Source organism: Neorhizobium sp. DAR64872/K0K18, assembly GCF_050500175.1.
Taxonomy (GTDB): domain Bacteria; phylum Pseudomonadota; class Alphaproteobacteria; order Rhizobiales; family Rhizobiaceae; genus Neorhizobium; species Neorhizobium soli.
Genome location: NZ_CP191446.1, coordinates 3,221,581 through 3,242,187, shown reverse-complemented (window position 1 = coordinate 3,242,187; position 20,607 = coordinate 3,221,581). Strand labels below are relative to the sequence as shown.

Here is a 20,607-nt window from a genome sequence, read left to right as displayed (position 1 = left end):
GTAGAAGCACCTTGGATATCGCACCTGAACAGCATGCCGAAGAAGACGAACCCGTGAGGCCCGCACGACGGTTTCGCCTGCCTAACACCACGTGGCTCCGGCGCGTCATCCTGTTCGTCATTGCGCTGGTGGTGCTGCCCTATCTTCTCATCCCGGTCTATGCGCTGCCATTCACGCGGCCGGTGTCCACCCTCATGCTGTCGGAACTGTTTCTTCTGCGCGGGTATGACCGCCAGTGGGTTGATATCGAGGACATCTCGCCCAATCTCGTGCGGGCCGTGATGATGTCGGAGGACGGCCAGTTCTGTTTCCACGGCGGCGTCGACTGGCGCCAGATGCGCGGCGTCGTGCAGGATGCACTGGACGGCGAGGCAACGCGTGGCGCGAGCACCATTCCGATGCAGACGGCCAAGAACCTGTTTCTATGGAACGGCCGCTCCTTCATCCGTAAAGGGCTGGAACTGCCGCTGGCGCTGGCTGAGGATTTCATTTGGCCGAAATGGCGGTTGATGGAAATCTATCTCAACGTCGCAGAATGGGGACCTGGTATCTACGGGGCTGAAGCGGCGGCGCAGTATCATTTCAAGGTGCCAGCTGCCAAGCTGAGTGCCCGTCAGGCCGCGTTGCTCGCCGTCGCACTTCCCAATCCGCACACGCGGGTCGCCAGCAAGCCCGGCCGCGGAATGCAGCGGCTGGCCGGTGTTGTGGAACGGCGCGCGCGCGCATCCAGCGATTACATCAAATGCATTTATGGGTGACGTCAAAACTAAGCGTTAAACGTCCCTCATGTCATCTGTCAGTATCGACGCTGGCTTAAGAGCGGATCGAGCACGCTTTGTGAGTGCGTTTACGCAGAAAGTGGACCGCCGATGGATGCCAGACTGATTTCGCCCGATCTCCTCAGATACTCGGCGACGCACAATCCAAAACCGCCGCCGCGGCTTGGAACGCGTTACGCACGGCGAGGCGGCTTTCTGCCCGAGCCCGGCAACACGATCGTCTGCCATGTGGAAAAAGAATCGAAAACGCAGGCGCTGCTTGTCGCGGCACGTGCGCGCTATCTCGACATGCCGGAAGCCGAGCGTTTTCTCTTCACGCCGATCACCAGTTTGCACATGACGCTGTTCCAGGGTGTCATCGAGTATCGCCGCAAGCCTCGCTTCTGGCCGGACGATATGCCGCTCGAGACGCCAATCGAGGATATGACGGAAATCATGGCCGCGCGGCTCGAAGGTTTCTCGACGCTGGATCCGTTCCAGGTCACCGTGAAAAGCGCCAAGCCGTCGGGTCTCGTGGTCGAGGGGAAGTCCGAGCATGACCGCAAGGCGATGAAGGCCTGGCGCGATGCGCTGGCGCGGCTCCTCGGCTATCGCCATCCGGATCACGACGACTATGCCTTCCACATTACCTTTGCCTATGTGATCGAGCGCCTGTCGGATGCAGCGCTGCCGGCCTGGCAGTTGATGCTCGACGAGGTGACCGCTGAGATCCAGCGCGCGGCCCCGGTGCTTCAATTGCGTCCGCCGGCATTCTGCTCGTTCGAGGACATGAACCATTTCCACGAACTGATGATTTTCGATTCCGAGACCTGATGGAAACCGCGCCGATGGAAAAACTCGTCCTCTATATTGCAAATAAGAACTATTCGTCCTGGTCCTTCCGGCCGTGGATTGCGCTCACAGCTGCCGGCGTTCCTTTCGAGGAAGTGCTGATCCCGTTCGATTATCCGGCAGGCAATCCACGCTACAAGACGATCTCGCCCAATGCCCAGGTGCCGGTGCTGCATCATGGCGACGTGCGCGTCTGGCAGTCGCTGTCGATCATCGAATACGCAGCCGAGCTGTTTCCGGAGAGCGGGCTCTGGCCGACATCCTCTGCGGATCGTGCCGTCGCCCGTTCCATCTCGATGGAGATGCTCTCGGGCTTTCGCGCGCTGCGCAATGCCTGCCCGATGAATTTTCGCCGGCCGAAGCGGCGTATCGAGCTTGCCGATGGGGTGATGGAAGACGTCGCGCGCATCTCCACGATCTGGCGGGAACTGCGGGCAAAATCCGGCGGTCCGTTCCTGTTTGGCGAGTTTACCGCAGCGGACGCGATGTTCGCACCGGTCGTCAATCGCTTTGCGGTCTATGATCTGGTAGACGACGCCGACACGCTTGCGTATATGGAGGCAATGACGTCGCATCCGGCCTGGGTTTCATGGCAGGAAGCGGCCCTTCAGGAGACAGCAATCGTCGAAGAAGACGAGGCCTGAGGTGTTTCGGCGTGGTTTGCGAAAAAATCCCGCCAATATCCCTGCAGGGACTGGTCAAGTACCCGGTTGGCATGTATAAGCGCGCCAAATTTCCGAGATCGAGACATGGAATGTTCGGCCTCAGTTCCGGCCGGAAATCCCTGTTTTGCACGAAGTGGAGTAACGAAAATGGCTGTACCTAAAAGAAAAACGAGCCCGTCGAAGCGCGGTATGCGCCGCTCTGCTGACGCTCTCAAGACCCCGACATTCGTCGAGGACAAGAACTCCGGCGAACTGCGCCGTCCGCACCATATCGATCTCAAGACCGGTATGTACCGCGGCCGTCAGGTTCTGACGCCGAAGGAAAGCGCGTAAGCTTTTCTGATGATTGCTTGAAAGGCCGGCTTTGCCGGCCTTTTTTGTTAGGCGCTCGGTAAGGCGCGCTTCTTCCCGCAGGAGGTGCCGTTCAGGTGCTCATGCTGTCGAGACGACCCTGAAGCGCGCGGAGCTGCTCCTTCAGTTCGTCGATGTCCTTGGCTTCCGCCTTCTTGCCCGATGGTGGGGCGGACTGGTGCTGAGGCGGCGTCGCGGCACCGGCAAAGGGCGTGAACATCTGCATGGCCTGACGGAACATGTCCGTATTGCGCCGCACCTGTTCTTCCATCATCTGCATCGGAAGGTGCAGGTTCTTGGCGATCGGCGTGTCACCGAACGCACTCGTCATCTGCTCGCGCATCTGCACCTGCTGGTCCGAAAACGTCTTCATCGAATGTTCGAGGAAGGTCGGCACCACCATCTGCATCTGGTCGCCGTAGTAGGAAATCAGCTGTCGCAGGAAGGACACCGGCAGAAGCGTGTTTCCCGTCTTGGACTCCTGCTCGAAAATGATCTGGGTCAGAACCGAGTGCGTGATGTCCTCGCCCGTCTTGGCATCCTGAACCGTAAATACCTCGCCCTTCTTGACCATTTTCGCCAAGTCTTCGAGCGTCACGTATGTGCTTGTTCCGGTGTTGTAGAGACGCCGGTTAGCGTATTTCTTGATCGTCACGTCACCTTCGGTCTTTGCCATGATTTCCCTCCACTTCGCCATTCGCGCGATTATTAGTGCTTGGCATCTTCTCCCGCCTCGAATGTAAGCTTAAATTGGCGCAACTGACAATCGATTTGTGCGCCGCGATGGATCACCATGCTGCGCAGCAAATCGATGAAAAACCGGGTGTTTCGGGCGAAAACCGGGCGTTTGACAGGGCGCTCAGGCTTTGCCAGTCTCGGTGCCAAGAAACGGAAAGAGGAGACATCATGTCCAATCCATCCATCGTTATCGCAGCCGCAGCACGAACGGCCGTCGGCTCCTTCAACGGCGCATTTGCGAACGTCCCCGCACACGAACTTGGCGGCGCGGTAATCAAGGAGGTGCTGGCGCGCGGTGGCGTGGAGGCGGGGGAAGTGGACGAGGTCATCATGGGGCAGGTCCTGCCTGCCGGCGAGGGACAGAACCCCGCACGTCAGGCGGCGATGAAGGCCGGGGTGCCGCAGGAGGCGACGGCCTGGGGCGTCAACCAGCTCTGCGGTTCCGGTCTTCGTGCGGTCGCACTGGGCATGCAGCAGATCGCGCTCGGCGATGCCAAGATCATCGTCGCCGGTGGACAGGAATCCATGTCGATGGCACCGCATTGCGCGCACTTACGCGGCGGCGTGAAGATGGGTGATTTCAAGATGATCGATACGATGATCAAGGATGGCTTGACCGACGCGTTCTACGGCTATCACATGGGCATCACCGCTGAAAACATCGCCCGACAGTGGCAGTTGTCGCGCGAGGAACAGGATCAGTTCGCGGTGTCCTCGCAAAACAAAGCGGAGGCAGCGCAGGTTGCTGGCCGCTTCAGGGACGAGATCGTTCCCTTCCTGATCCAGACCCGCAAGGGCGAGTTGCGCGTCGAGAACGACGAATACATCCGTGCCGGTGCGACTTTGGAGGGGATGGCGAAGCTTCGGCCGGCCTTCGACAAGGAAGGCACAGTGACTGCCGCCAACGCATCCGGCCTTAACGATGGCGCCGCCGCAGCGTTGCTGATGACGGAGGAAGAAGCCGGTCGTCGTGGCATTGCGCCGCTGGCGCGCATCGTCTCCTGGGCCACTGCTGGCGTCGATCCGCAGATCATGGGAACCGGGCCCATCCCGGCTTCGCGTCGCGCGCTGGAAAAAGCCGGTTGGAAAATCGGCGATGTCGACCTGATCGAAGCGAATGAGGCGTTTGCCGCACAGTCCTGCGCGGTCACGCGGGATCTGGGCCTCGATCCGTCGCTCGTCAACGTCAACGGCGGAGCGATCGCCATTGGTCACCCGATCGGTGCGTCGGGTGCGCGAATTCTCAATACGCTGCTGTTCGAAATGAAGCGCCGTGGCGCGAAAAAGGGGCTTGCGACGCTCTGCATCGGGGGTGGTATGGGCGTCGCCATGTGTCTGGAAGCGCTCTAGCACTGGGTGGCAGCTGCCCACGTTATCGGCGTGAGCAGCTCCGTTACGCTGACGGCGGCGACGGTATGAAAGGAAGTTTACATGGCGCGTATCGCGTTGATTTCAGGAGGCACGCGCGGCATCGGGGCTGCGATCAGCACTGCCATGAAAGCGGCAGGCTATTCGGTCGCCGCAAATTTTGCGGGCAATACCGAAAAGGCCGCTGAGTTTCACGCGGCGACGGGCATTCCGGTGTTCCAGTGGGACGTGTCGGATTACGATGCCTGCGTGAAGGGCATCGCTGAAGTCGAAACGCAGCTCGGGCCGATCGACGTCCTCGTCAACAATGCCGGCATCACCCGCGACGGCATGTTTCACAAGATCACGCCGCAGCAGTGGAAGGAGGTCATTGATACCAACCTTTCCGGCCTGTTCAACATGACCCATCCGGTGTGGCCCGGCATGCGCGAGCGCGGATTCGGCCGCATCATCAACATCTCCTCGATCAATGGCCAGAGGGGCCAGATGGGGCAGGTGAACTATTCCGCCGCCAAGGCGGGCGATCTCGGCTTCACCAAGGCGCTGGCTCAAGAGGGGGCCTCGAAGAACATCACCGTCAATGCGATCTGCCCCGGCTATATCGGAACCGACATGGTGCGTGCCATCCCGCAAAAGGTGATGGACGAAAAGATCATCCCGCAGATACCTGTCGGACGGTTGGGAGAGCCGGAAGAAATCGCCCGCTGCGTGCTGTTTCTAGCCTCTGAAGAAGCCGGATTCATTACCGGCTCGACGCTCAGCGCAAATGGCGGTCAGTATTTCGCCGGGTAAGCGGATACAAAAAAACCGGCGCCCATGGGACGCCGGTTTCTATACTGCGACTAAACGCAGGACTTAGCGGCAACGCGCTTCGTATGTACGGCCATAACGGTCGCGATAGACGCAGTAACCGTTGCGCTTCTGCGATTCGCCGATAGCAGCGCCAACCAGACCGCCGCCGACAGCGCCGACTGCAGCGCCACCCCAGCTGTTGGTCACAGCGCCACCGATAACGGCGCCTGAAGCAGCACCGATTGCAGTGCCCTTTTCAGTGGATGTGCAGGATGCCAGCATTCCGACGAGAGCGCCGACGAGCAAAACTTTTTTCATGTCACTTTCCTTCCCTTGGTAACGTGCGGCTTCGCCGCTTTTAGATCCTGCCCATCAGCAGGAGGATGATGATAATCAGCACAACGAGGCCGAGACCGCCGGACGGACCATAACCCCAGTTCCGGCTGTGCCCCCAATTCGGCAGCGCGCCGATCAAAAGCAAAATCAGTACGATAAGTAGGATGGTTCCGAGCATAGGCTTGTACTCCGCTGACCTCCCGGCTCGACATGTCCGGTTGGGATTGCCGAGAAAACGTAGCATGGGAACTTTTGTTCCACTCACCACTAGCTCGCCCGTGAAGTGTGGTTAACGGGTTACACTTTGGCCATGCGTCGGAAAGCCGGGTAATGTTCGAAACAGATCGAGAACGCTCCGGAATCCGCAATCGTCGCCGATTCGTTCACGTTTGTTCGAACGAAACTGGCGTGCGTATCGTACACATGTTGATCCTGGAAATCGTGGTCTCGCCTTGTCGAGGACAACATATCGGCTTGCGTTTATCGTCGAGCATGGCCATCTGATACTGCGATTGCGTTTCCGTGGAGGATCGCATCGGCGGATAAGCAGGAACTGGCTTTGCATTCTCAGCCCATGATTCTCAGCGGCCGCGGCGTCACGGCCGTGCTAGGCCCCACCAATACCGGCAAGACCCATTATGCCATCGAGCGCATGGTTGCGCACGGTTCCGGCGTCATCGGTCTGCCCCTTCGCCTGCTTGCACGCGAGGTCTATACGCGTGTCGTGGAGAAGGTCGGTTATCACAATGTCGCGCTGATCACGGGCGAGGAAAAGATCACGCCGCATATGGCGCGCTTTTCCGTCTGCACCGTCGAGGCGATGCCGCGCGAGACAAAGGCCGCCTTCGTCGCTATCGACGAGGTACAGCTGGCCGGCGATCTCGAGCGCGGGCACATCTTCACCGACCGCATCCTGCATCTTCGCGGACGCGAGGAGACGTTGCTGCTCGGTGCCGGCACCATGCGGCCGATCCTCGAACGGCTGCTTCCCGGGATCACCGTGGTCGAACGGCCGCGCCTCTCGCAGTTGTTTTATGCCGGTCAGAAAAAGATCACCCGCCTGCCGCAGCGTTCCGCGATCGTCGCCTTCTCTGCGGAAGAGGTCTATGCGATCGCCGAACTGATCCGCCGCCAGCGCGGTGGTGCGGCTGTCGTGCTTGGCGCCTTGAGCCCGCGCACCCGCAATGCACAGGTCGCTCTCTATCAGGAAGGCGATGTGGAATATCTCGTCGCAACCGATGCGATCGGCATGGGCCTCAATCTCGATGTGGATCACGTTGCCTTCGCTCAGGATCGCAAGTTCGACGGCTATCAGTTCCGCAATCTCAATCCGTCCGAAATGGCGCAGATTGCCGGGCGTGCGGGCCGCCACCTGCGTGACGGAACCTTTGGTGTCACCGGGCAGGTCCAGCCGTTCGACGACGAACTGGTCGAGCGGATCGAGGGTCATCATTTCGAGCCGGTGAAAGTGCTGCAGTGGCGCACGAAAAGCGTCGACTATTCCTCGCTTGCCGCTCTGCGTGCCAGTCTCGACCGGCCGCCGACCGTGGCGGGGCTTGCCCGCGCGCTGCCGGCAATCGATATCCAGGCGCTCGACTATCTGTCGCGCTACGCAGAAATCCGCGATACGGCGACAACGCCGGAGCGGGTGGAAAAATTGTGGGAGGCCTGCGCTCTGCCGGACTATCGGCGGATTGCCCCTGCGCAACACGCAGACCTCATTTCGACTCTTTTCTCGGATCTTGTGCGCTTCGGCACGGTGAACGAGCAATTCATGGCAGAACAGGTTCGCCGCGCCGACCGGACCGACGGAGAAATCGACACCCTGTCGGCCCGAATCGCGCAGATTCGTACCTGGACCTATGTTTCGAACCGCCCTGGCTGGCTTGCCGATCCGACACACTGGCAAGAAAAGACACGGGAAATCGAGGATAGGTTGTCGGACGCGTTACATGAACGGTTGACGAAACGCTTTGTTGATCGCAGGACATCTGTGCTCATGAAGCGCCTAAGAGAGAATGCGATGCTGGAAGCTGAAATCAGTGTGAATGGGGATGTCTTCGTCGAAGGCCATCATGTGGGGCAATTGGCTGGATTCCGATTCACGCCTATAGCCGGCACGGAGGGTCCAGATGCGAAGGCCGTCCAGGGTGCCGCGCAAAAGGCGCTTGCGCTGGAGTTCGAGGCACGCGCCGCGCGGCTTTATGCATCCGGCAACAACGACCTTGCTGTCGGCTCGGACGGTTCCGTGCGCTGGCTCGGCGAACCTGTCGGCCGGCTTGCGTCAAGCGACCATATCATGCGCCCGCGCCTGATCCTGCTTGCCGACGAGCAGTTGACCGGCAATGCCCGCGAACACGTCGTTGCGCGCATCGAGCGTTTCGTGAACCATCACATTGCGACCGTGCTGAAGCCGCTGGACGATCTGTCGCGCGCTGAAGACCTGCAGGGTCTCGCCAAGGGCCTGGCCTTCCAGCTGGTCGAAAACCTCGGCGTCATGTTCCGGCGCGATGTTGCCGAAGACGTGAAGACGCTCGATCAGGATGCGCGCGCTTCGATGCGCCGCTACGGCATCCGCTTCGGCGCCTACCATGTGTTCATGCCGGCGCTGCTGAAGCCTGCTCCGGCCGAGCTTATCACGCTTCTCTGGGCGCTGAAGAACGACGGCATCGACAAGCCGGGTTACGGCGATCTCATTCCGGCGCTTGCTGCCGGCCGCACATCGGTCGTCGCGGATCCTGCTTTCGAGCGTACCTTCTACAAGCTCGCCGGTTTCCGCTTCCTCGGCAAGCGTGCCGTTCGTATCGACATTCTCGAGCGTCTGGCCGATCTCATCCGTCCGCTGCTGCAGTGGAAGCCGGGCTCCAGCCCGCGTCCAGAAGGCGCCTATGACGGTCGCCGCTTCGTGACGACGACAGCCATGCTGTCGATCCTCGGCGCAACGCCTGACGATATGGAAGAAATTCTGAAAGGCCTCGGCTATCGCGCCGATGCCGTGAAGCCTGAAGAGGCGCAGGCATTCCTGGCTGGCCAGGAGCCAGCTGCGGCTGCCCCTGCCACGCCAACGGCTGCAGCAGACGAGGCCGCACCGACTGCCGAAGGCGATCAGGGCGAAGAAACTGAAGCAACCGAAGCTTCCGCTGAGGTTGTGGCGCCTGCTGAGGCTGCTGCTCCTGCAGAAGACGCTGCGAGTGAAGAAGCTGCAGCGCCTGACGTCGCCGCTTCCATGGAAGCTGAAACCGTTGAGGCACCTGCAACGGCCGAGCCGGACGCTCAGGCCGAGACAGCCGCCTCGACTCAATCTGCCGCTGCCGTCGAACCCGAAGAAGCAAAGCCTGTTCTCCTGTGGCGCCCGGGTGGCGGTCGCGAGAACAGCCAGCGCCAGGGTGGTCGGCCACAGCAGGGTGATCGCCGTGGTAACGGCCAGGGTCAGCGCAATGCCGGTGCTGCCTCAGCAGGCCGCACCCAGGAAGCCCGCCCCCAGGGCGAAGCCGCTCCCAAGGAAGGCCGTCGCGATGGTCGTCGGGATGGCGAGCGCCGTGACGGTGGTCGTCCAAACCGCGACAACAACAACCGTCGGCCTGAAAACCGGGGCGATCGTCCCGAGCGCGGAGATCGTAACGATCGTCCGGACCGTAACAAGGGACCGCAGCCCGCTCGCTTTGAGGCCAAGCCACCGCGCAAGGAAAAGCCGATCGATCCGGATTCGCCCTTTGCCAAGCTTGCTGCTCTCAAGGAGCAGATGAAGAAGTAGGCGCATGGTTGAAAAAGAGCTGCATGCAGGTTCGCGACAGCGCATCGACAAGTGGCTCTTTTTCGCGCGCATGGCAAAGTCACGCTCCATCGCGCAGTCGCTGATCCAGTCCAACTGCATCCGGATCAACGGCGCGCTGGTGTCTCAGCCAAGCTATCAGGTCAAGACCGGGGACCGCCTCGACATCAAGCTGGAACGGCGCGATGTCGTTCTGGTCGTCAAGTCCGGGGGTGATCGGCGCGGACCGTTCGAAGAGGCGCGGCTTCTCTACGAAGATCTGACGCCGCCTCCGGAGGAACGCCAGAAGTTGACGGCGTTCGAGCAGGCGCAACGCCTGCCGGGCTCCGGGCGTCCGACGAAGAAGGAAAGGCGTGAGACCGAACGCCTGTTTCCCGAAGCGGGCGAAAACTAGGTTTAGAAAATCCGCCCCCAAGACCCGGTTTTTACGCACGGTTTATTCTTGCGCAGTTGCAGCAAAGGCATTAGGTGACACTCGAAAAGCATGACTTCCTTTAGTGCTGAAGTCTGCCGGCTTTTCGCCTGCCGCACCTTTCGTCGGCAGCGTGCCGCAATCTGCGATATTCGGAGTTTCGCATGACATTCGTCGTGACAGACAATTGCATCCGCTGCAAATACACAGACTGTGTCGAAGTGTGCCCGGTCGATTGCTTCTACGAAGGTGAGAACTTTCTGGTCATTCACCCGGACGAATGCATCGATTGCGGCGTCTGCGAGCCTGAATGTCCGGCTGAGGCCATCAAGCCTGACACGGAACCAGGTCTCGACAAGTGGCTGAAGGTGAACTCCGACTTCGCGCAGATCTGGCCGAACATTACCGTGAAGCGGGATCCGCTTCCGGAGGCCAAGGAAATGGACGGCGAAGAAGGCAAGTATGAAAAGTACTTCTCGGCAGAGCCAGGTTCCGGCGATTAAACCCGGATGGTGATGGTGCGCCCGTCACCCGCTCGAATCAGCTGTCTTTTGGTTGGGCACTGTCCGACTGTCACGCGGCTTGCAAGAATAAAAGCAAATTATTGATTTCCGCACTTTTTTGTGGTAGAGCTTACTCACTGTTCCACAAGGTGGCACTCGCGTGCCCGAAAAACATCACGAAAGAAACAGATCGCTCCCCGCGTTCCCCGTGACATTGCAACACTTTGATGTTGTCGTCGCCGTTTCGCGAGTTGGTCTGTTTTTGCGCGCGTTGTCGGATCAGTATGGAGTGACCCGACGGTTTCCCCCGTCTCATCCGGGCCTGACAGACCCGGTTTCCCCAGACCCGATAAAACGGGTGAGTCAAAGGGAGTTTGTGAATCGAATGACGACCCAACTGAAAAAGAATTCTCCCGCACGCCAGGGCTTTAGAACTGGTGAATCGATTGTTTATCCTGCGCATGGCGTCGGCACGATCACCTCTATCGAAGAACAGGAAGTCGCGGGCATGAAGCTCGAGCTTTTCGTGATCGATTTTGAAAAGGACAAAATGCGCCTGAAGGTTCCGGTCGCCAAGGCCTTGAGCATCGGCATGCGCAAGCTCTCCGAGACGGATTTCGTCGAACGTGCATTGAAGGTGGTTCAGGGCAAGGCCCGCGTGAAGCGCACGATGTGGTCGCGTCGCGCACAGGAATATGATGCCAAGATCAATTCCGGTGATCTGATTTCCATTGCAGAAGTGGTGCGCGATCTGTTCCGCGCCGAAAACCAGCCCGAGCAGTCTTATTCCGAGCGTCAGCTGTATGAAGCGGCGCTGGATCGCATGGCGCGCGAAATTGCCGCCGTCAACAAGATGTCCGATACGGAAGCTGTTCGCCTGATCGAGGTCAACCTTGCCAAGGGTCCTAAGCGCGGCAAGACAGTTGAGGAAGATGAAGCTCAGGAAGAAGAAGCAGCCTGATTTTGTCTCTGAAAGACAACACCAAAAACCCGGCCTAGTGCCGGGTTTTTTGTTGGAACCTTTACAACACAAGCGCGTTAACCCGCCGGAACGGCGAATTTAATGCTGCATCGTGCTGCGTGTTCTCCGTCCTAACCAATAGCGGGGCGATTGCCTAACCGGTCCAAGACCTCCGCGAGACACTTGAGGGACATCGGCAGAAATTCGCAAAAATCAAGGCTGGAATATCGGTAATCCCGCAATTCAGCGTTTTTTTTGGTTTTGCCCTTTGTCGATCACGGCACCACGGAGAACACTATGACAGCCATGTCCGCAGACCGCACAATGATCAAGATAGCGATGTCGGCTCCGTATCTCGCCCGCGAGGAAGAGCGTGATCTGGCAATCCGTTGGAAAGACCGCCAGGATCAGGGTGCTCGAAACCAGATTGCACTCGCCCACATGCGTCTCGTCATCGCGATGGCGTCGAAATTCCGTGGGTTCGGTCTACCCATGAGCGATCTCGTTCAGGAAGGTTATGTGGGATTGCTCGAGGCTGCGGCAAGGTTCGAACCGGCCCGCGATGTCCGCTTTTCCACATACGCCAGCTGGTGGATCCGTGCCTCCATGCAGGACTATATCCTGCGCAACTGGTCGATCGTTCGCGGTGGTACGAGTTCAGCCCAGAAGGCGCTGTTCTTCAATCTGCGCCGCCTGCGCGCAAAACTTGCCCGCGGCGACTCCAACCTCACGGCCCAGGCCATCCATGAGGAAATTGCCGTCGCACTCGGCGTCAGCGTTTCCGACGTGCAGACAATGGATGCCCGTCTCTCCGGCAATGACTCGTCGCTCCAGGCTCCAACGATTTCCGGTGATGCCGACAGTGGCGAACGCCTCGACATGCTGGCCAGCGGCGAACCACTGCCGGACGAACAGGTCTCTGGGATGATTGACGGCGAGCGTCGTCTGAAATGGCTGCAGGGTGCCCTCACCAAGCTCAACGACCGCGAAAAGATGATCATCCGCGCCCGCAGGCTGACGGATGACGGTGCGACGCTGGAAGCGCTGGGTGCCAAGCTCGGAATTTCCAAGGAGCGTGTGCGGCAGATCGAAAGCCGCGCGATCGAGAAGCTGAAGTCGGCACTTGTCACCGCAAATCCGCAGATGGCGCTTGTGTCCTAAACACACTGTGCCCGCGCCGCTCTGGCGGTCGCGACATCTCGATACGATGCTTCAAAGCGCGCAGGCCCTTGAAACGGCCTCCGCGCTTTGAAGCTTTTATACAAGCCTCATTCGGAAATGATTTTGACCTTTTGGCCCGGTGACAATGTCGCGCCGACCGGAATGGCGTTGATCAGCTTGAACAGGTCCAGCTTGCGGTCGGTGCCCATCATCCGGCTTGACAGCGATGCCATCGTATCTTGCGGCCCGACGCTCACGACGCGGACGCGGAGCGGCTTCAGCGACGTGATTTCAGGCTGTGTCATGCGGCGGAAACTGTTGCGCAAGATCTGTGCGGTCGTGTCCAGAGCGGGACTGCCCTTCGGAACGGCCGTCAGGAACCGGAAGATCTGATCATTGACCTTGATCACGGTCACGTCGAAATCCCAGCGTTCGGCGGAGGCGCGTGCGGTCGCGGCCGGCAGGCCGTTGACGGTTGTCTCGCGCACGGTTTCCGGCTGAAGCCCTGCCACCCAGCCGCTGGTCAGATAGTTGGGCAAGCTGCTGGTGTCGCCAGCGGCGACGCCGTCGAAACGGATCGCGGTTTCGCCAGGTCCTGTCGCGAGAACCGCTTCCACCTTGTTGTCGATGCGGAAGTCCGGCGGAACGTCGAAGCGTATTCCAAGGCCCCCGTGCAGGAAGGTCTGGCCGCGGACATAACCCTCCTGGGGGCTGTCGCCATAGAGAAGACCATCGATGCCGGCGAGGAAATAGTCGCGACCCTTATCGCCAACGCCTTCCTGGCCGAAATTGCGGGCATGCCGGCGGGCCAGATCGACGCGCTGCGCGGAATTCGGGTGGCTGGACAGGAAGTCCAGGCTCTGGTCGCTGTCGGGATCGACCGCCGAATAGCGCGCATAGGCCGCCATCGAATCGAGGAAGCGCGCAGCGGCATAGGGGTCGTAGCCGGCTTCGCCCAGCATTCGCACACCGATCACGTCTGCCTGCAGTTCCTGCTGGCGGGAGAAGGCTGCCAGCCTCAGCTTGCCGCGGGCAAGCGCCTGCTTGCCAGCGATGTCGCTCGAGAGAACTTCGGCAACCACCCGACTAGCGATCACTTCGGCTTCTTCGCGCCGCTGGCGCTCAATACCGTGATTGGCGGTCACGTGGCCCATCTCGTGCGACAGCACGGCCGCAACTTCGGAAGCGTCGTTGGCGAGCGCCAGCAGTCCACGCGTGACGTAGAGATAGCCACCGGGGAGGGCGAAGGCATTGATCGCCGGGGAATTGAGGATGGTGATCCGGAAAGACTGGGTGGGATTTTCCGAAACGGCGGTCAGCGCACCGGCAATCCGGGCCACCAGCCGTTCGGTCTTGGCGTCACGATATTCGCCGCCGTAGCTTGCCACGATGCGGGGATGCTCGCGCGCACCCATCTGCGCCCGCGGATCGTTCTTTTGAACTTCGTCGACGATCTGAGGCGAGTCTGATGGAGAAACGTTCGGCGTATAGGCCTGGTCGAACACGGACTGACAGCCTGCGAGTGCTGCACCTGCGAGCAACACGACGGCAAAGCGTCTCCAACGGCGCGGTGCGCTGGTCTGCCCGGTCCTGCCGGGTGTCGCGTCCTCGCGTGTTTTGATCCGTGTCTTCTGCACCGTCAGTCCTGTTCACCTTCGCTTCGTACCGATTTTCGCATCGCATGCACAGATAAAAGAGATAGGTTCAGCCGGCGCGTTTGCAATTGACTTCTGATAAACCAAGGCGATGACATCGCCGCAAGACCAAATTGTGGCACTGCGATAACGTTGGTTTTCGCCTGTCTCTATTCGTGACGACGCTCCGTCGACTGGCCTCTAGCGGGCGTAAGGAATAGCCGTGTTTGCGGCGGAGTTCACGATCGTGCCATCGTCGACGGCGACCACCACATCGGCAAGCTTTTGAACCTCGGCGCGGTCGTGGCTGACGATCACCACCGTATTGCCGGTTTCGCGGTGCAGGTCCAGAAGCAGCGATGCCATCGAAGCCCTGAGTTCGGGATCAAGCGCCGCAAACGGCTCGTCCATCAGCAAAACGGGCCTCTTTCTCACCAGCACCCGCGCGAAGGCAGCGCGTTGCCTCTCGCCGCCGGACAGCGTTCCCGGTTTGCGTGTCTCGAAGCCTGAAAGCCCGACACGTTCGAGTGATTGCGATATTCTCGCCCTGTCCTCACGCGAAAGCTTCAGCGACGGATCGACACCGAGGCCGATATTGGTGACGAGGTCGAGATGGGCGAACAGATTGTTGTCCTGGAACACCAGCGAAATCGGCCGCTTTGAGGGGTGGGCGTGGGTCACGTCCTCGCCCGCGATCAGGATGCGGCCGGACTCCGGTATCTCGAAGCCTGCGATGAGGTTCAGCAGGGTCGATTTTCCCGATCCCGACGGCCCTGTCACGGCGGTAATCGCGCCGTCGGTCATGGCGATATCGAAGCTGAACCGTTTGGTGCCGAGTTGCAGCGCAGTCTTTTCCAGGCGGATGCCGTCAGCCATCGTATCCCTTTCGCCGGCTCAGACTTCCGAGGATCGTCAGCGCCAGACATATCATGCCCAAAAGCAGGGCAAGCCCGTCGGCGTCGTTGGTTCGGTAGCTCGACAGCCTGCTGTAGACGAGCCAGGGCAGGGTCGTCAGTTCCGTGGAGCCGAACAGTGCCACGGCTCCGAGATCGCCGAGCGAGAGCGCCATGGCAAACGACAGTGCCGTCAGGACAGGGCCGATCAGGAAGGGCAGGTCGATCCGCCGCAATCGCGAAAGGCCTGATACGCCGAGGCTCGCGGCCAGCCGTGCCGTCTGCCGCCGATGATCCTCGATCGAGGGTTCCAGCACCCGCATCACGAAGGGCAGCGCCATCAGCATGTTGATGGCCGCGACCAGTGCGGGGGCAAAACGCGAGACATCGCCAAACGGGCGAAGCAGCAGGAACCAGCCTGTCCCGATCACGACCGGCGGCACCAGCAGCACCAGCGACGACGTCGCACCCAGCATCGCCGCCAGTCCACGCGCCGGGATGCCGGGGTGGCGGAGATCCCTGATTGCAATGCGCGCATGAATGATCGCCAGAGCCACGCTGACGGCCAGGAGGCCTGACAAGAGCGCGATCGACAGGCTTGTATAGGCCGCGTTGAGGAAGGCGGGGCTTGAGGCCAGCCGCCAGAGATCGGCCTTGATGCCGGCTAGGAAGATCGAGGCAAGCGGCAGGACGAGAAACAGGGTCGCAGCGAGGATGGTCGAGCCGTCCCACAGCCTTGCGCCCCATGTGCGTCCATCGAAGCGGCGGGTGGCGCGGCCGGCGGTCACATGTGTGCCGTCGGGGGCGGGGAGAAACGCGAGGGCGGCGAGGATCAGGCCGGTTACCGCAATCTGCAGCACCGCCAATCCGATGGCGCGGGGCGGATCGAAATCGAAGCGCAGCGACTGGTAGATCGCTACTTCCAGTGTCGTTGCCGCCGGCCCGCCACCGAGGATGAGGACCAGCGTGAAACTGGTGGCGCATAGCATGAAGATCAGCCCGGCAATGCCTGGCACGACGCGGATTAGGGCCGGGCCTTCGATGAAACGGAAGATCGACAACGGCTTCATGCCGAGGCTTGAGGACAAAAGCCAGTATTCGGCCGGCTGCCGCTCAAGCGCCACGAGAAACAGCCGGGCGGCCAGCGGCAGGTTGAAGAACACGTGGGCCAGAAGAATGCCGGTCAGGCCGTAAATGCTGATCGGTTGCTCCAGCCCCAATGTCGATAGGAGGCCGTTCACCGCGCCCTGGCGGCCCCAGATGCCGATCAGACCCAGCGCCCCGATCAGAACCGGCAGGCCCATCGGCAGCGCCATCAGCCGCACGATCCAGACGCGGCCGATGAAATGTGGCCGTCTCGCCATTGACAGCGCTACGGGAAGGGCAAGGCATACGGAGAACAAGGTCGATAGCGCCGCTTGCCACAGCGTGAACTGCAGGATGCGGCCGGTATAGGCCGAGAACAATCGCCCCTGCGTTTCAGGGGCGTCCCAGGACAGCAGGGCCGAGACCGCGATGCCGACGAAAAGCGCGATCGCGACGAGGCTCAGCACCCCTCCGGAAATCCCCCGTCTTCGCTCGGCAGCGGTCAGCAGCATGCCCGGTTCAGCCGATCAGTTCATGCTCATGGCGTTGAGCCATTCGTCGATCCATGCCTGGCGGTTCTTCGCGACTTCGTCGGATCCCATCAGGAATGTCTTTTCCGGCATGACCAGCTTGCCGAAAGCGTCGGGCAGCGGCTGCGACGTCTTCGTCACCGGCATCATCCAGTTGGTAGTGGGGATCACGTCCTGAAAACCCTGCGACACCATGAATTTGAGGAAGTCACGGGCGAGATCCTTGTCACGGGCGCCCTTCAGCATGCCGGCCACTTCGATCTGAACGTAATGTCCTTCGGAAAAAGCAGCCGCCTGGTAACGGTTCTCGTTCTCCTCCACCATGTGATAGGCGGGCGAGGTCGTATAGGAGAGCACCATCGGCACTTCGCCCTTGGTAAGCAGGCCATAGGCTTCCGACCAGCCGGGTGTGACGGTCAGGATGCGGCCCTTCAGCTTTGCCCAGGCTTCCGGCGCCTTGTCGCCATAGACGGATTTCATCCACAACAGCAGGCCGAGGCCCGGTGTCGAGGTGCGCGGATCTTCGATCGCGATCTTCTGCGACGGATCGCCTTCCACCAGTTCCTTCAGGCTCCTCGGCGGGTTCTTGATGGTCTTCGTGTCGTAGACGACGGCGAAATGACCGTAGTCATAGGGCAGGAACGTATCATCGGCGTAATTGCCGGGAACGCTGATGCCGCCATTCCCGGACGATGCCTGCAGTCCATGCGGTTCGAACAGGCCGGTGACCTTGGCCTCCGAAATCAGGTTGGTGTCGAGGCCGAGCGCGATATCGGCCTTGGTCGTCTCACCCTCCAGCTTCAGCCGGGTCAAAAGGGCTACGCCATCGGCGACAGCCACGAATTCGACCTTGCAGGCGCAGGTCTTTTCGAAAGCCGCCTTCACCTTGGGGCCGGGGCCCCAGTCGGCAGTAAAGCTTTCATAGGTGTAGATGGTCAGCACCTTGTCTTCGGCCTTGGCTGCCGGCGACATGATGATGGTGGCCGCAGCCACGGTGAGCGATAGCAAGAGTTTGCGCATCAACGCCTCCTTCAAAATCAATCTACAAGGGGAATAGGCGCTGAGCGTGAGCCGTCTAATCCCTCCGCCGGTGTTAGCCGGATCAGGTTCCGCGGGTTGGCTGAAAGCCTCTCAGCCGCACGTTACCGCGCAGCACCCCGTTAGAGCGGGAGTAGATGTAACGGTGAAGGAATTGTCTGGCAAGTGGTGTCGAACCGCTGCCGTCTTGCGTTCAGGGCCAAGGAACGAGGGGCATCGTGCGATAGCGGTCGCGATAGCAAGAAAGCCGCCCGGCGTGCCGGACGGCTTTCTTGCTAGTAGTTCTTTGGCAACAAGGTTCACGCGTTGAGCGCGTAGCCTGACTGCGAGTCGTTGCGGAATATCTTGAGGTCACGCGGCACGATCGCCATGCCGCCAAGACGGTTGGCGATGGCATAGTCGATTGTCTGCTCCACCACATGCGGCATGACGGGCTTGGTCAGAACGCCGAGCGATCCCTCGACGCCGTCTTTCACGTCTTCCGGATTGGCCGTCATGAAGATGACCGTCAGGCCGTATTCGGCAGCGAGTTCGCGCCCGATTTCCGGACCGGTCCGGCCGTCGGAGAGATTGACGTCGACCAGCGCGATATCGGCGTATGCACCGAGCGACAGGGCGTGCTTGCGGGCGCTGGCAAAGCCTGCAACCTTGAGACCCATGCTCTCGACAGTCTCGGCAACATCAAGCGCGATCAGGAATTCGTCCTCAACGATCAGAACGCGCTGTTCCATTGCATCACTCGCCAGCCGACGACGCATCACATTAGTCAGCATTGGACATTCCTAACCGTTTTGTTTCCATCTGGTCGGCATGTCGGCATTCATACCGCACTACGCATTTCGACCACTTGATGGATGCCGAACGTCACTGGGGAATGTTTGTTCCGGCTCGCGACAAATAAAACGGTGGATATTTATTTGTTAAGTATAGGAATTCTTTAACTATCCTTCAATCTGTTCTCGGAGCATCTCAAGCTCCAGCCATTCTTCTTCCATTTTGGCGACACGATCGCGTAGTTTTGCCGTCTCTGCGGCAAGCTTTGAAAACGCCGACGGGTCTTTGGCGAAGAGTTTGGGATCGGCCATCTTCCGTTCGGATGTAGCGATCTCGTCCTGCGCCTTGGCCATGTCCTTGGGGAGGTTTTCCAGCGCGAACTTCTGCTTGAAGGAGAGCTTGCCCTTTGACTTGGTGGCAGCCGGAGCAGTGCTGTCCGTTTTCGCCTTTTCCGCCTTATCGGCGCGGCGCTTTTCGTCGGCCATGCCTTTGCGCTGCTGCAGCATGTCGGTATAGCCGCCCGCATATTCGATCCAGCGGCCATCAGGGGCATCCGGGTCTGTCGGGGCGATCGTCGAAGTCACGGTCCGATCGAGAAAGTCGCGGTCATGGCTGACGAGAATGACGGTGCCGGCATAGCCCGCGACGATTTCCTGCAAGAGGTCCAGCGTCTCGATGTCGAGGTCGTTGGTCGGTTCGTCGAGGATCAGAAGATTCGAGGGTTTGGCCAGCATGCGGGCCAGCATCAGGCGCGCGCGCTCGCCCCCGGAGAGGTTCTTGATCGGCGTGCGGATCTGTTCCGGCTGGAACAGGAAATCCTTCATGTAGCCCGCCACATGCCGCTGTTCGCCGTTGACTAGCAGCGTCTCGCCGCGGCCGTCTGTCAGGTAGTGAGACAGCGTATCTGCGGGGTCGAGGTCCTCGCGCTTCTGGTCAAGCGTGGCAATTTCGAGATTGGTGCCGAGCTTGATCCAGCCGCTGTCGGGAGCAAGCTGACCCGTCAGCATCTTGAGAAGCGTCGTCTTACCAGCGCCATTCGGACCAACCAGGCCGATCCGGTCGCCGCGATGAATGCGGATCGAGAATGGCGCAACGATCGGCTTGTCATAGGTCTTGGTGATGTTTTCCGCTTCCACCACCAACTTGCCGGACTCGCGACCTTCGGCGACGGAGGCCTGGACGGAGCCCTGCGGTCCCTTGTGGCCACGGTAGTCGGCACGCATGGCCTGCAGTTCGCCGACGCGGCGCATGTTGCGCTTGCGCCTTGCGGTCACGCCGTAGCGCATCCAGTGTTCTTCGCGCTCGATTGCCTTGCCGAGCTTGTGCTGCTCGATCTCTTCCTCTTCGAGAACCTGGTCGCGCCAGGCTTCGAAATGGCCGAAACCGCGCGACAGGCGGCGGGACGTGCCGCGGTCCAGCCAGACGGTGGCGTTGGACACTTTTTCGAGAAAGCGACGGTCATGGCTGATGACGACCAGTGCGCTGCGGGTCTTGCGCAGCTCGTCTTCCAGCCATTCGATGGTCGGCAGATCCAGATGGTTGGTCGGCTCGTCCAGCATCAGGATATCCGGTTCCGGCGCCATGACGCGGACAAGTGCTGCGCGTCGCGCCTCGCCACCGGAAAGCCTGACCGGGTCTTCCTCTCCTGTCAGGCCGAGATGCTCCAGCAGATAGGTGACGCGGTAGGGATCGTCGCCAGGTCCAAGCCCCGCTTCCGCATAGGCCTGCACGGTTTTGTAACCAGCAAAATCCGGCGCCTGTTCGAGATAGCGGATCGTCGCATTGGGGTGCCGGAAAACCTCACCCGACTGCGCTTCCACCATGCCAGCGGCGATCTTCATCAGCGTCGATTTGCCCGAGCCGTTGCGGCCGACGAGAGAGATGCGGTCGCCGGGCTCCACCTGCAGGGCAGCTCCGTTGAGAAGCGGCGTGCCGCCGAAGGTTAGAACGATATCGTCGAGTTTCAGAATTGGCGGTGCCATG

At 60.4% G+C, this 20,607-nt stretch carries 20 protein-coding genes and 1 riboswitch; of the genes, 11 read left to right on the top strand and 9 right to left on the bottom strand.

Annotated elements, in window-relative coordinates; translation table 11 throughout:
- The first annotated feature begins 11 nt into the window (after positions 1–11).
- The 4 genes from mtgA (at position 12) to rpmF (ending at position 2,608) form a co-directional block, all read left to right on the top strand.
- A complete protein-coding gene (mtgA, locus tag ACQY1P_RS21340) occupies positions 12–758 on the top strand; it encodes a monofunctional biosynthetic peptidoglycan transglycosylase (protein ID WP_184654645.1) in 747 nt (248 codons plus the stop codon).
- Positions 759–869: 111 nt separating this feature from the next.
- Positions 870–1,592 (top strand): DUF1868 domain-containing protein, encoded by a 723-nt coding sequence (locus tag ACQY1P_RS21335; protein WP_430255361.1) that lies wholly within the window; start codon positions 870–872, stop codon positions 1,590–1,592.
- Positions 1,593–1,606: 14 nt separating this feature from the next.
- Positions 1,607–2,254, top strand: coding sequence for a glutathione S-transferase family protein (locus ACQY1P_RS21330; RefSeq protein ID WP_184654643.1), 648 nt, complete (start codon positions 1,607–1,609; stop codon positions 2,252–2,254).
- Between the two features lie 168 nt (positions 2,255–2,422).
- Entirely contained in the window at positions 2,423–2,608 is a 186-nt protein-coding gene (gene rpmF / locus ACQY1P_RS21325; protein ID WP_062462189.1) for a 50S ribosomal protein L32, read from the top strand.
- Positions 2,609–2,699: 91 nt separating this feature from the next.
- On the opposite strand, the gene phaR is transcribed toward rpmF, so the two are convergent.
- Positions 2,700–3,302 carry a polyhydroxyalkanoate synthesis repressor PhaR gene (phaR, locus tag ACQY1P_RS21320; protein ID WP_113165692.1) on the bottom strand — a complete coding sequence of 201 codons (603 nt, stop codon included), beginning with the start codon at positions 3,300–3,302 and terminating at the stop codon, positions 2,700–2,702.
- A gap of 230 nt (positions 3,303–3,532) precedes the next feature.
- Here phaR and ACQY1P_RS21315 point away from each other — a divergent pair, with 230 nt between their 5' ends.
- Both ACQY1P_RS21315 and ACQY1P_RS21310 read left to right on the top strand, forming a co-directional pair.
- Positions 3,533–4,714 carry an acetyl-CoA C-acetyltransferase gene (locus ACQY1P_RS21315; protein WP_113111682.1) on the top strand — a complete coding sequence of 394 codons (1,182 nt, stop codon included), beginning with the start codon at positions 3,533–3,535 and terminating at the stop codon, positions 4,712–4,714.
- 81 nt (positions 4,715–4,795) lie between these two features.
- A complete protein-coding gene (locus ACQY1P_RS21310; protein ID WP_192077880.1) occupies positions 4,796–5,524 on the top strand; it encodes a beta-ketoacyl-ACP reductase in 729 nt (242 codons plus the stop codon).
- A 63-nt stretch (positions 5,525–5,587) separates the two neighbouring features.
- Here the strand turns inward: ACQY1P_RS21310 and ACQY1P_RS21305 are convergent, their stop codons facing one another.
- Together ACQY1P_RS21305 and ACQY1P_RS21300 are read right to left on the bottom strand one after the other, a co-directional pair.
- Complete coding sequence (locus ACQY1P_RS21305; protein ID WP_062462199.1) at positions 5,588–5,842, bottom strand: glycine zipper domain-containing protein; 255 nt, start codon at positions 5,840–5,842, stop codon at positions 5,588–5,590.
- Between the two features lie 40 nt (positions 5,843–5,882).
- Complete coding sequence (locus tag ACQY1P_RS21300) at positions 5,883–6,038, bottom strand: DUF3309 family protein (protein WP_082471964.1); 156 nt, start codon at positions 6,036–6,038, stop codon at positions 5,883–5,885.
- A gap of 375 nt (positions 6,039–6,413) precedes the next feature.
- Between ACQY1P_RS21300 and ACQY1P_RS21295 the strand changes: the two genes are divergently transcribed.
- The 5 genes from ACQY1P_RS21295 (at position 6,414) to ACQY1P_RS21275 (ending at position 12,669) form a co-directional block, all read left to right on the top strand.
- On the top strand, positions 6,414–9,614 hold the full coding sequence (locus ACQY1P_RS21295) for a helicase-related protein (protein ID WP_062462202.1): 3,201 nt from the start codon (positions 6,414–6,416) through the stop codon (positions 9,612–9,614).
- Positions 9,615–9,618: 4 nt separating this feature from the next.
- Positions 9,619–10,026: an RNA-binding S4 domain-containing protein gene (locus tag ACQY1P_RS21290; protein WP_062462206.1), complete on the top strand. Its 408-nt coding sequence runs from the start codon at positions 9,619–9,621 to the stop codon at positions 10,024–10,026.
- Between the two features lie 182 nt (positions 10,027–10,208).
- Positions 10,209–10,547: a ferredoxin FdxA gene (gene fdxA, locus ACQY1P_RS21285; RefSeq protein WP_062462209.1), complete on the top strand. Its 339-nt coding sequence runs from the start codon at positions 10,209–10,211 to the stop codon at positions 10,545–10,547.
- 385 nt (positions 10,548–10,932) lie between these two features.
- Positions 10,933–11,508: a CarD family transcriptional regulator gene (locus ACQY1P_RS21280; RefSeq protein WP_062462212.1), complete on the top strand. Its 576-nt coding sequence runs from the start codon at positions 10,933–10,935 to the stop codon at positions 11,506–11,508.
- A gap of 297 nt (positions 11,509–11,805) precedes the next feature.
- On the top strand, positions 11,806–12,669 hold the full coding sequence (locus tag ACQY1P_RS21275) for an RNA polymerase factor sigma-32 (protein WP_062462213.1): 864 nt from the start codon (positions 11,806–11,808) through the stop codon (positions 12,667–12,669).
- A gap of 107 nt (positions 12,670–12,776) precedes the next feature.
- On the opposite strand, the gene ACQY1P_RS21270 is transcribed toward ACQY1P_RS21275, so the two are convergent.
- The 6 genes from ACQY1P_RS21270 to ACQY1P_RS21245 all read right to left on the bottom strand — a co-directional run bounded on the left by ACQY1P_RS21270 (position 12,777) and on the right by ACQY1P_RS21245 (position 20,606).
- Positions 12,777–14,291, bottom strand: a complete 1,515-nt coding sequence (locus tag ACQY1P_RS21270; protein ID WP_430256755.1) for a M48 family metalloprotease — start codon at positions 14,289–14,291, stop codon at positions 12,777–12,779.
- A 213-nt stretch (positions 14,292–14,504) separates the two neighbouring features.
- Positions 14,505–15,179: an ATP-binding cassette domain-containing protein gene (locus ACQY1P_RS21265; protein WP_325265474.1), complete on the bottom strand. Its 675-nt coding sequence runs from the start codon at positions 15,177–15,179 to the stop codon at positions 14,505–14,507.
- Positions 15,172–16,794 carry a thiamine/thiamine pyrophosphate ABC transporter permease ThiP gene (locus ACQY1P_RS21260; RefSeq protein WP_325265475.1) on the bottom strand — a complete coding sequence of 541 codons (1,623 nt, stop codon included), beginning with the start codon at positions 16,792–16,794 and terminating at the stop codon, positions 15,172–15,174. Before ACQY1P_RS21260 ends, ACQY1P_RS21265 begins: the two co-directional genes overlap by 8 nt.
- 15 nt (positions 16,795–16,809) lie before the next feature.
- Positions 16,810–17,832, bottom strand: coding sequence for a thiamine ABC transporter substrate binding subunit (gene thiB, locus ACQY1P_RS21255; protein WP_430255358.1), 1,023 nt, complete (start codon positions 17,830–17,832; stop codon positions 16,810–16,812).
- 42 nt (positions 17,833–17,874) lie between these two features.
- A riboswitch (TPP riboswitch) is annotated at positions 17,875–17,982 on the bottom strand.
- Between the two features lie 167 nt (positions 17,983–18,149).
- Complete coding sequence (locus ACQY1P_RS21250) at positions 18,150–18,623, bottom strand: response regulator (protein ID WP_062462225.1); 474 nt, start codon at positions 18,621–18,623, stop codon at positions 18,150–18,152.
- A gap of 168 nt (positions 18,624–18,791) precedes the next feature.
- Complete coding sequence (locus tag ACQY1P_RS21245; RefSeq protein ID WP_430255356.1) at positions 18,792–20,606, bottom strand: ABC-F family ATP-binding cassette domain-containing protein; 1,815 nt, start codon at positions 20,604–20,606, stop codon at positions 18,792–18,794.
- Position 20,607: the final 1 nt, after the last annotated feature.

Bases quoted from the DNA above. Each gene is read 5' to 3' on its own strand.
- fdxA (WP_062462209.1), top strand. From the start codon at position 10,209: ATGACATTCGTCGTGACAGACAATTGCATCCGCTGCAAATACACAGAC.
- ACQY1P_RS21265 (WP_325265474.1), bottom strand. From the start codon at position 15,179: ATGGCTGACGGCATCCGCCTGGAAAAGACTGCGCTGCAACTCGGCACC.
- ACQY1P_RS21300 (WP_082471964.1), bottom strand. From the start codon at position 6,038: ATGCTCGGAACCATCCTACTTATCGTACTGATTTTGCTTTTGATCGGC.
- ACQY1P_RS21310 (WP_192077880.1), top strand. From the start codon at position 4,796: ATGGCGCGTATCGCGTTGATTTCAGGAGGCACGCGCGGCATCGGGGCT.
- ACQY1P_RS21330 (WP_184654643.1), top strand. From the start codon at position 1,607: ATGGAAAAACTCGTCCTCTATATTGCAAATAAGAACTATTCGTCCTGG.
- ACQY1P_RS21280 (WP_062462212.1), top strand. From the start codon at position 10,933: ATGACGACCCAACTGAAAAAGAATTCTCCCGCACGCCAGGGCTTTAGA.
- ACQY1P_RS21335 (WP_430255361.1), top strand. From the start codon at position 870: ATGGATGCCAGACTGATTTCGCCCGATCTCCTCAGATACTCGGCGACG.
- ACQY1P_RS21260 (WP_325265475.1), bottom strand. From the start codon at position 16,794: ATGCTGCTGACCGCTGCCGAGCGAAGACGGGGGATTTCCGGAGGGGTG.
- ACQY1P_RS21290 (WP_062462206.1), top strand. From the start codon at position 9,619: ATGGTTGAAAAAGAGCTGCATGCAGGTTCGCGACAGCGCATCGACAAG.
- ACQY1P_RS21245 (WP_430255356.1), bottom strand. From the start codon at position 20,606: ATGGCACCGCCAATTCTGAAACTCGACGATATCGTTCTAACCTTCGGC.
- phaR (WP_113165692.1), bottom strand. From the start codon at position 3,302: ATGGCAAAGACCGAAGGTGACGTGACGATCAAGAAATACGCTAACCGG.
- ACQY1P_RS21275 (WP_062462213.1), top strand. From the start codon at position 11,806: ATGACAGCCATGTCCGCAGACCGCACAATGATCAAGATAGCGATGTCG.
- ACQY1P_RS21305 (WP_062462199.1), bottom strand. From the start codon at position 5,842: ATGAAAAAAGTTTTGCTCGTCGGCGCTCTCGTCGGAATGCTGGCATCC.
- rpmF (WP_062462189.1), top strand. From the start codon at position 2,423: ATGGCTGTACCTAAAAGAAAAACGAGCCCGTCGAAGCGCGGTATGCGC.
- ACQY1P_RS21250 (WP_062462225.1), bottom strand. From the start codon at position 18,623: ATGCTGACTAATGTGATGCGTCGTCGGCTGGCGAGTGATGCAATGGAA.
- thiB (WP_430255358.1), bottom strand. From the start codon at position 17,832: ATGCGCAAACTCTTGCTATCGCTCACCGTGGCTGCGGCCACCATCATC.
- ACQY1P_RS21315 (WP_113111682.1), top strand. From the start codon at position 3,533: ATGTCCAATCCATCCATCGTTATCGCAGCCGCAGCACGAACGGCCGTC.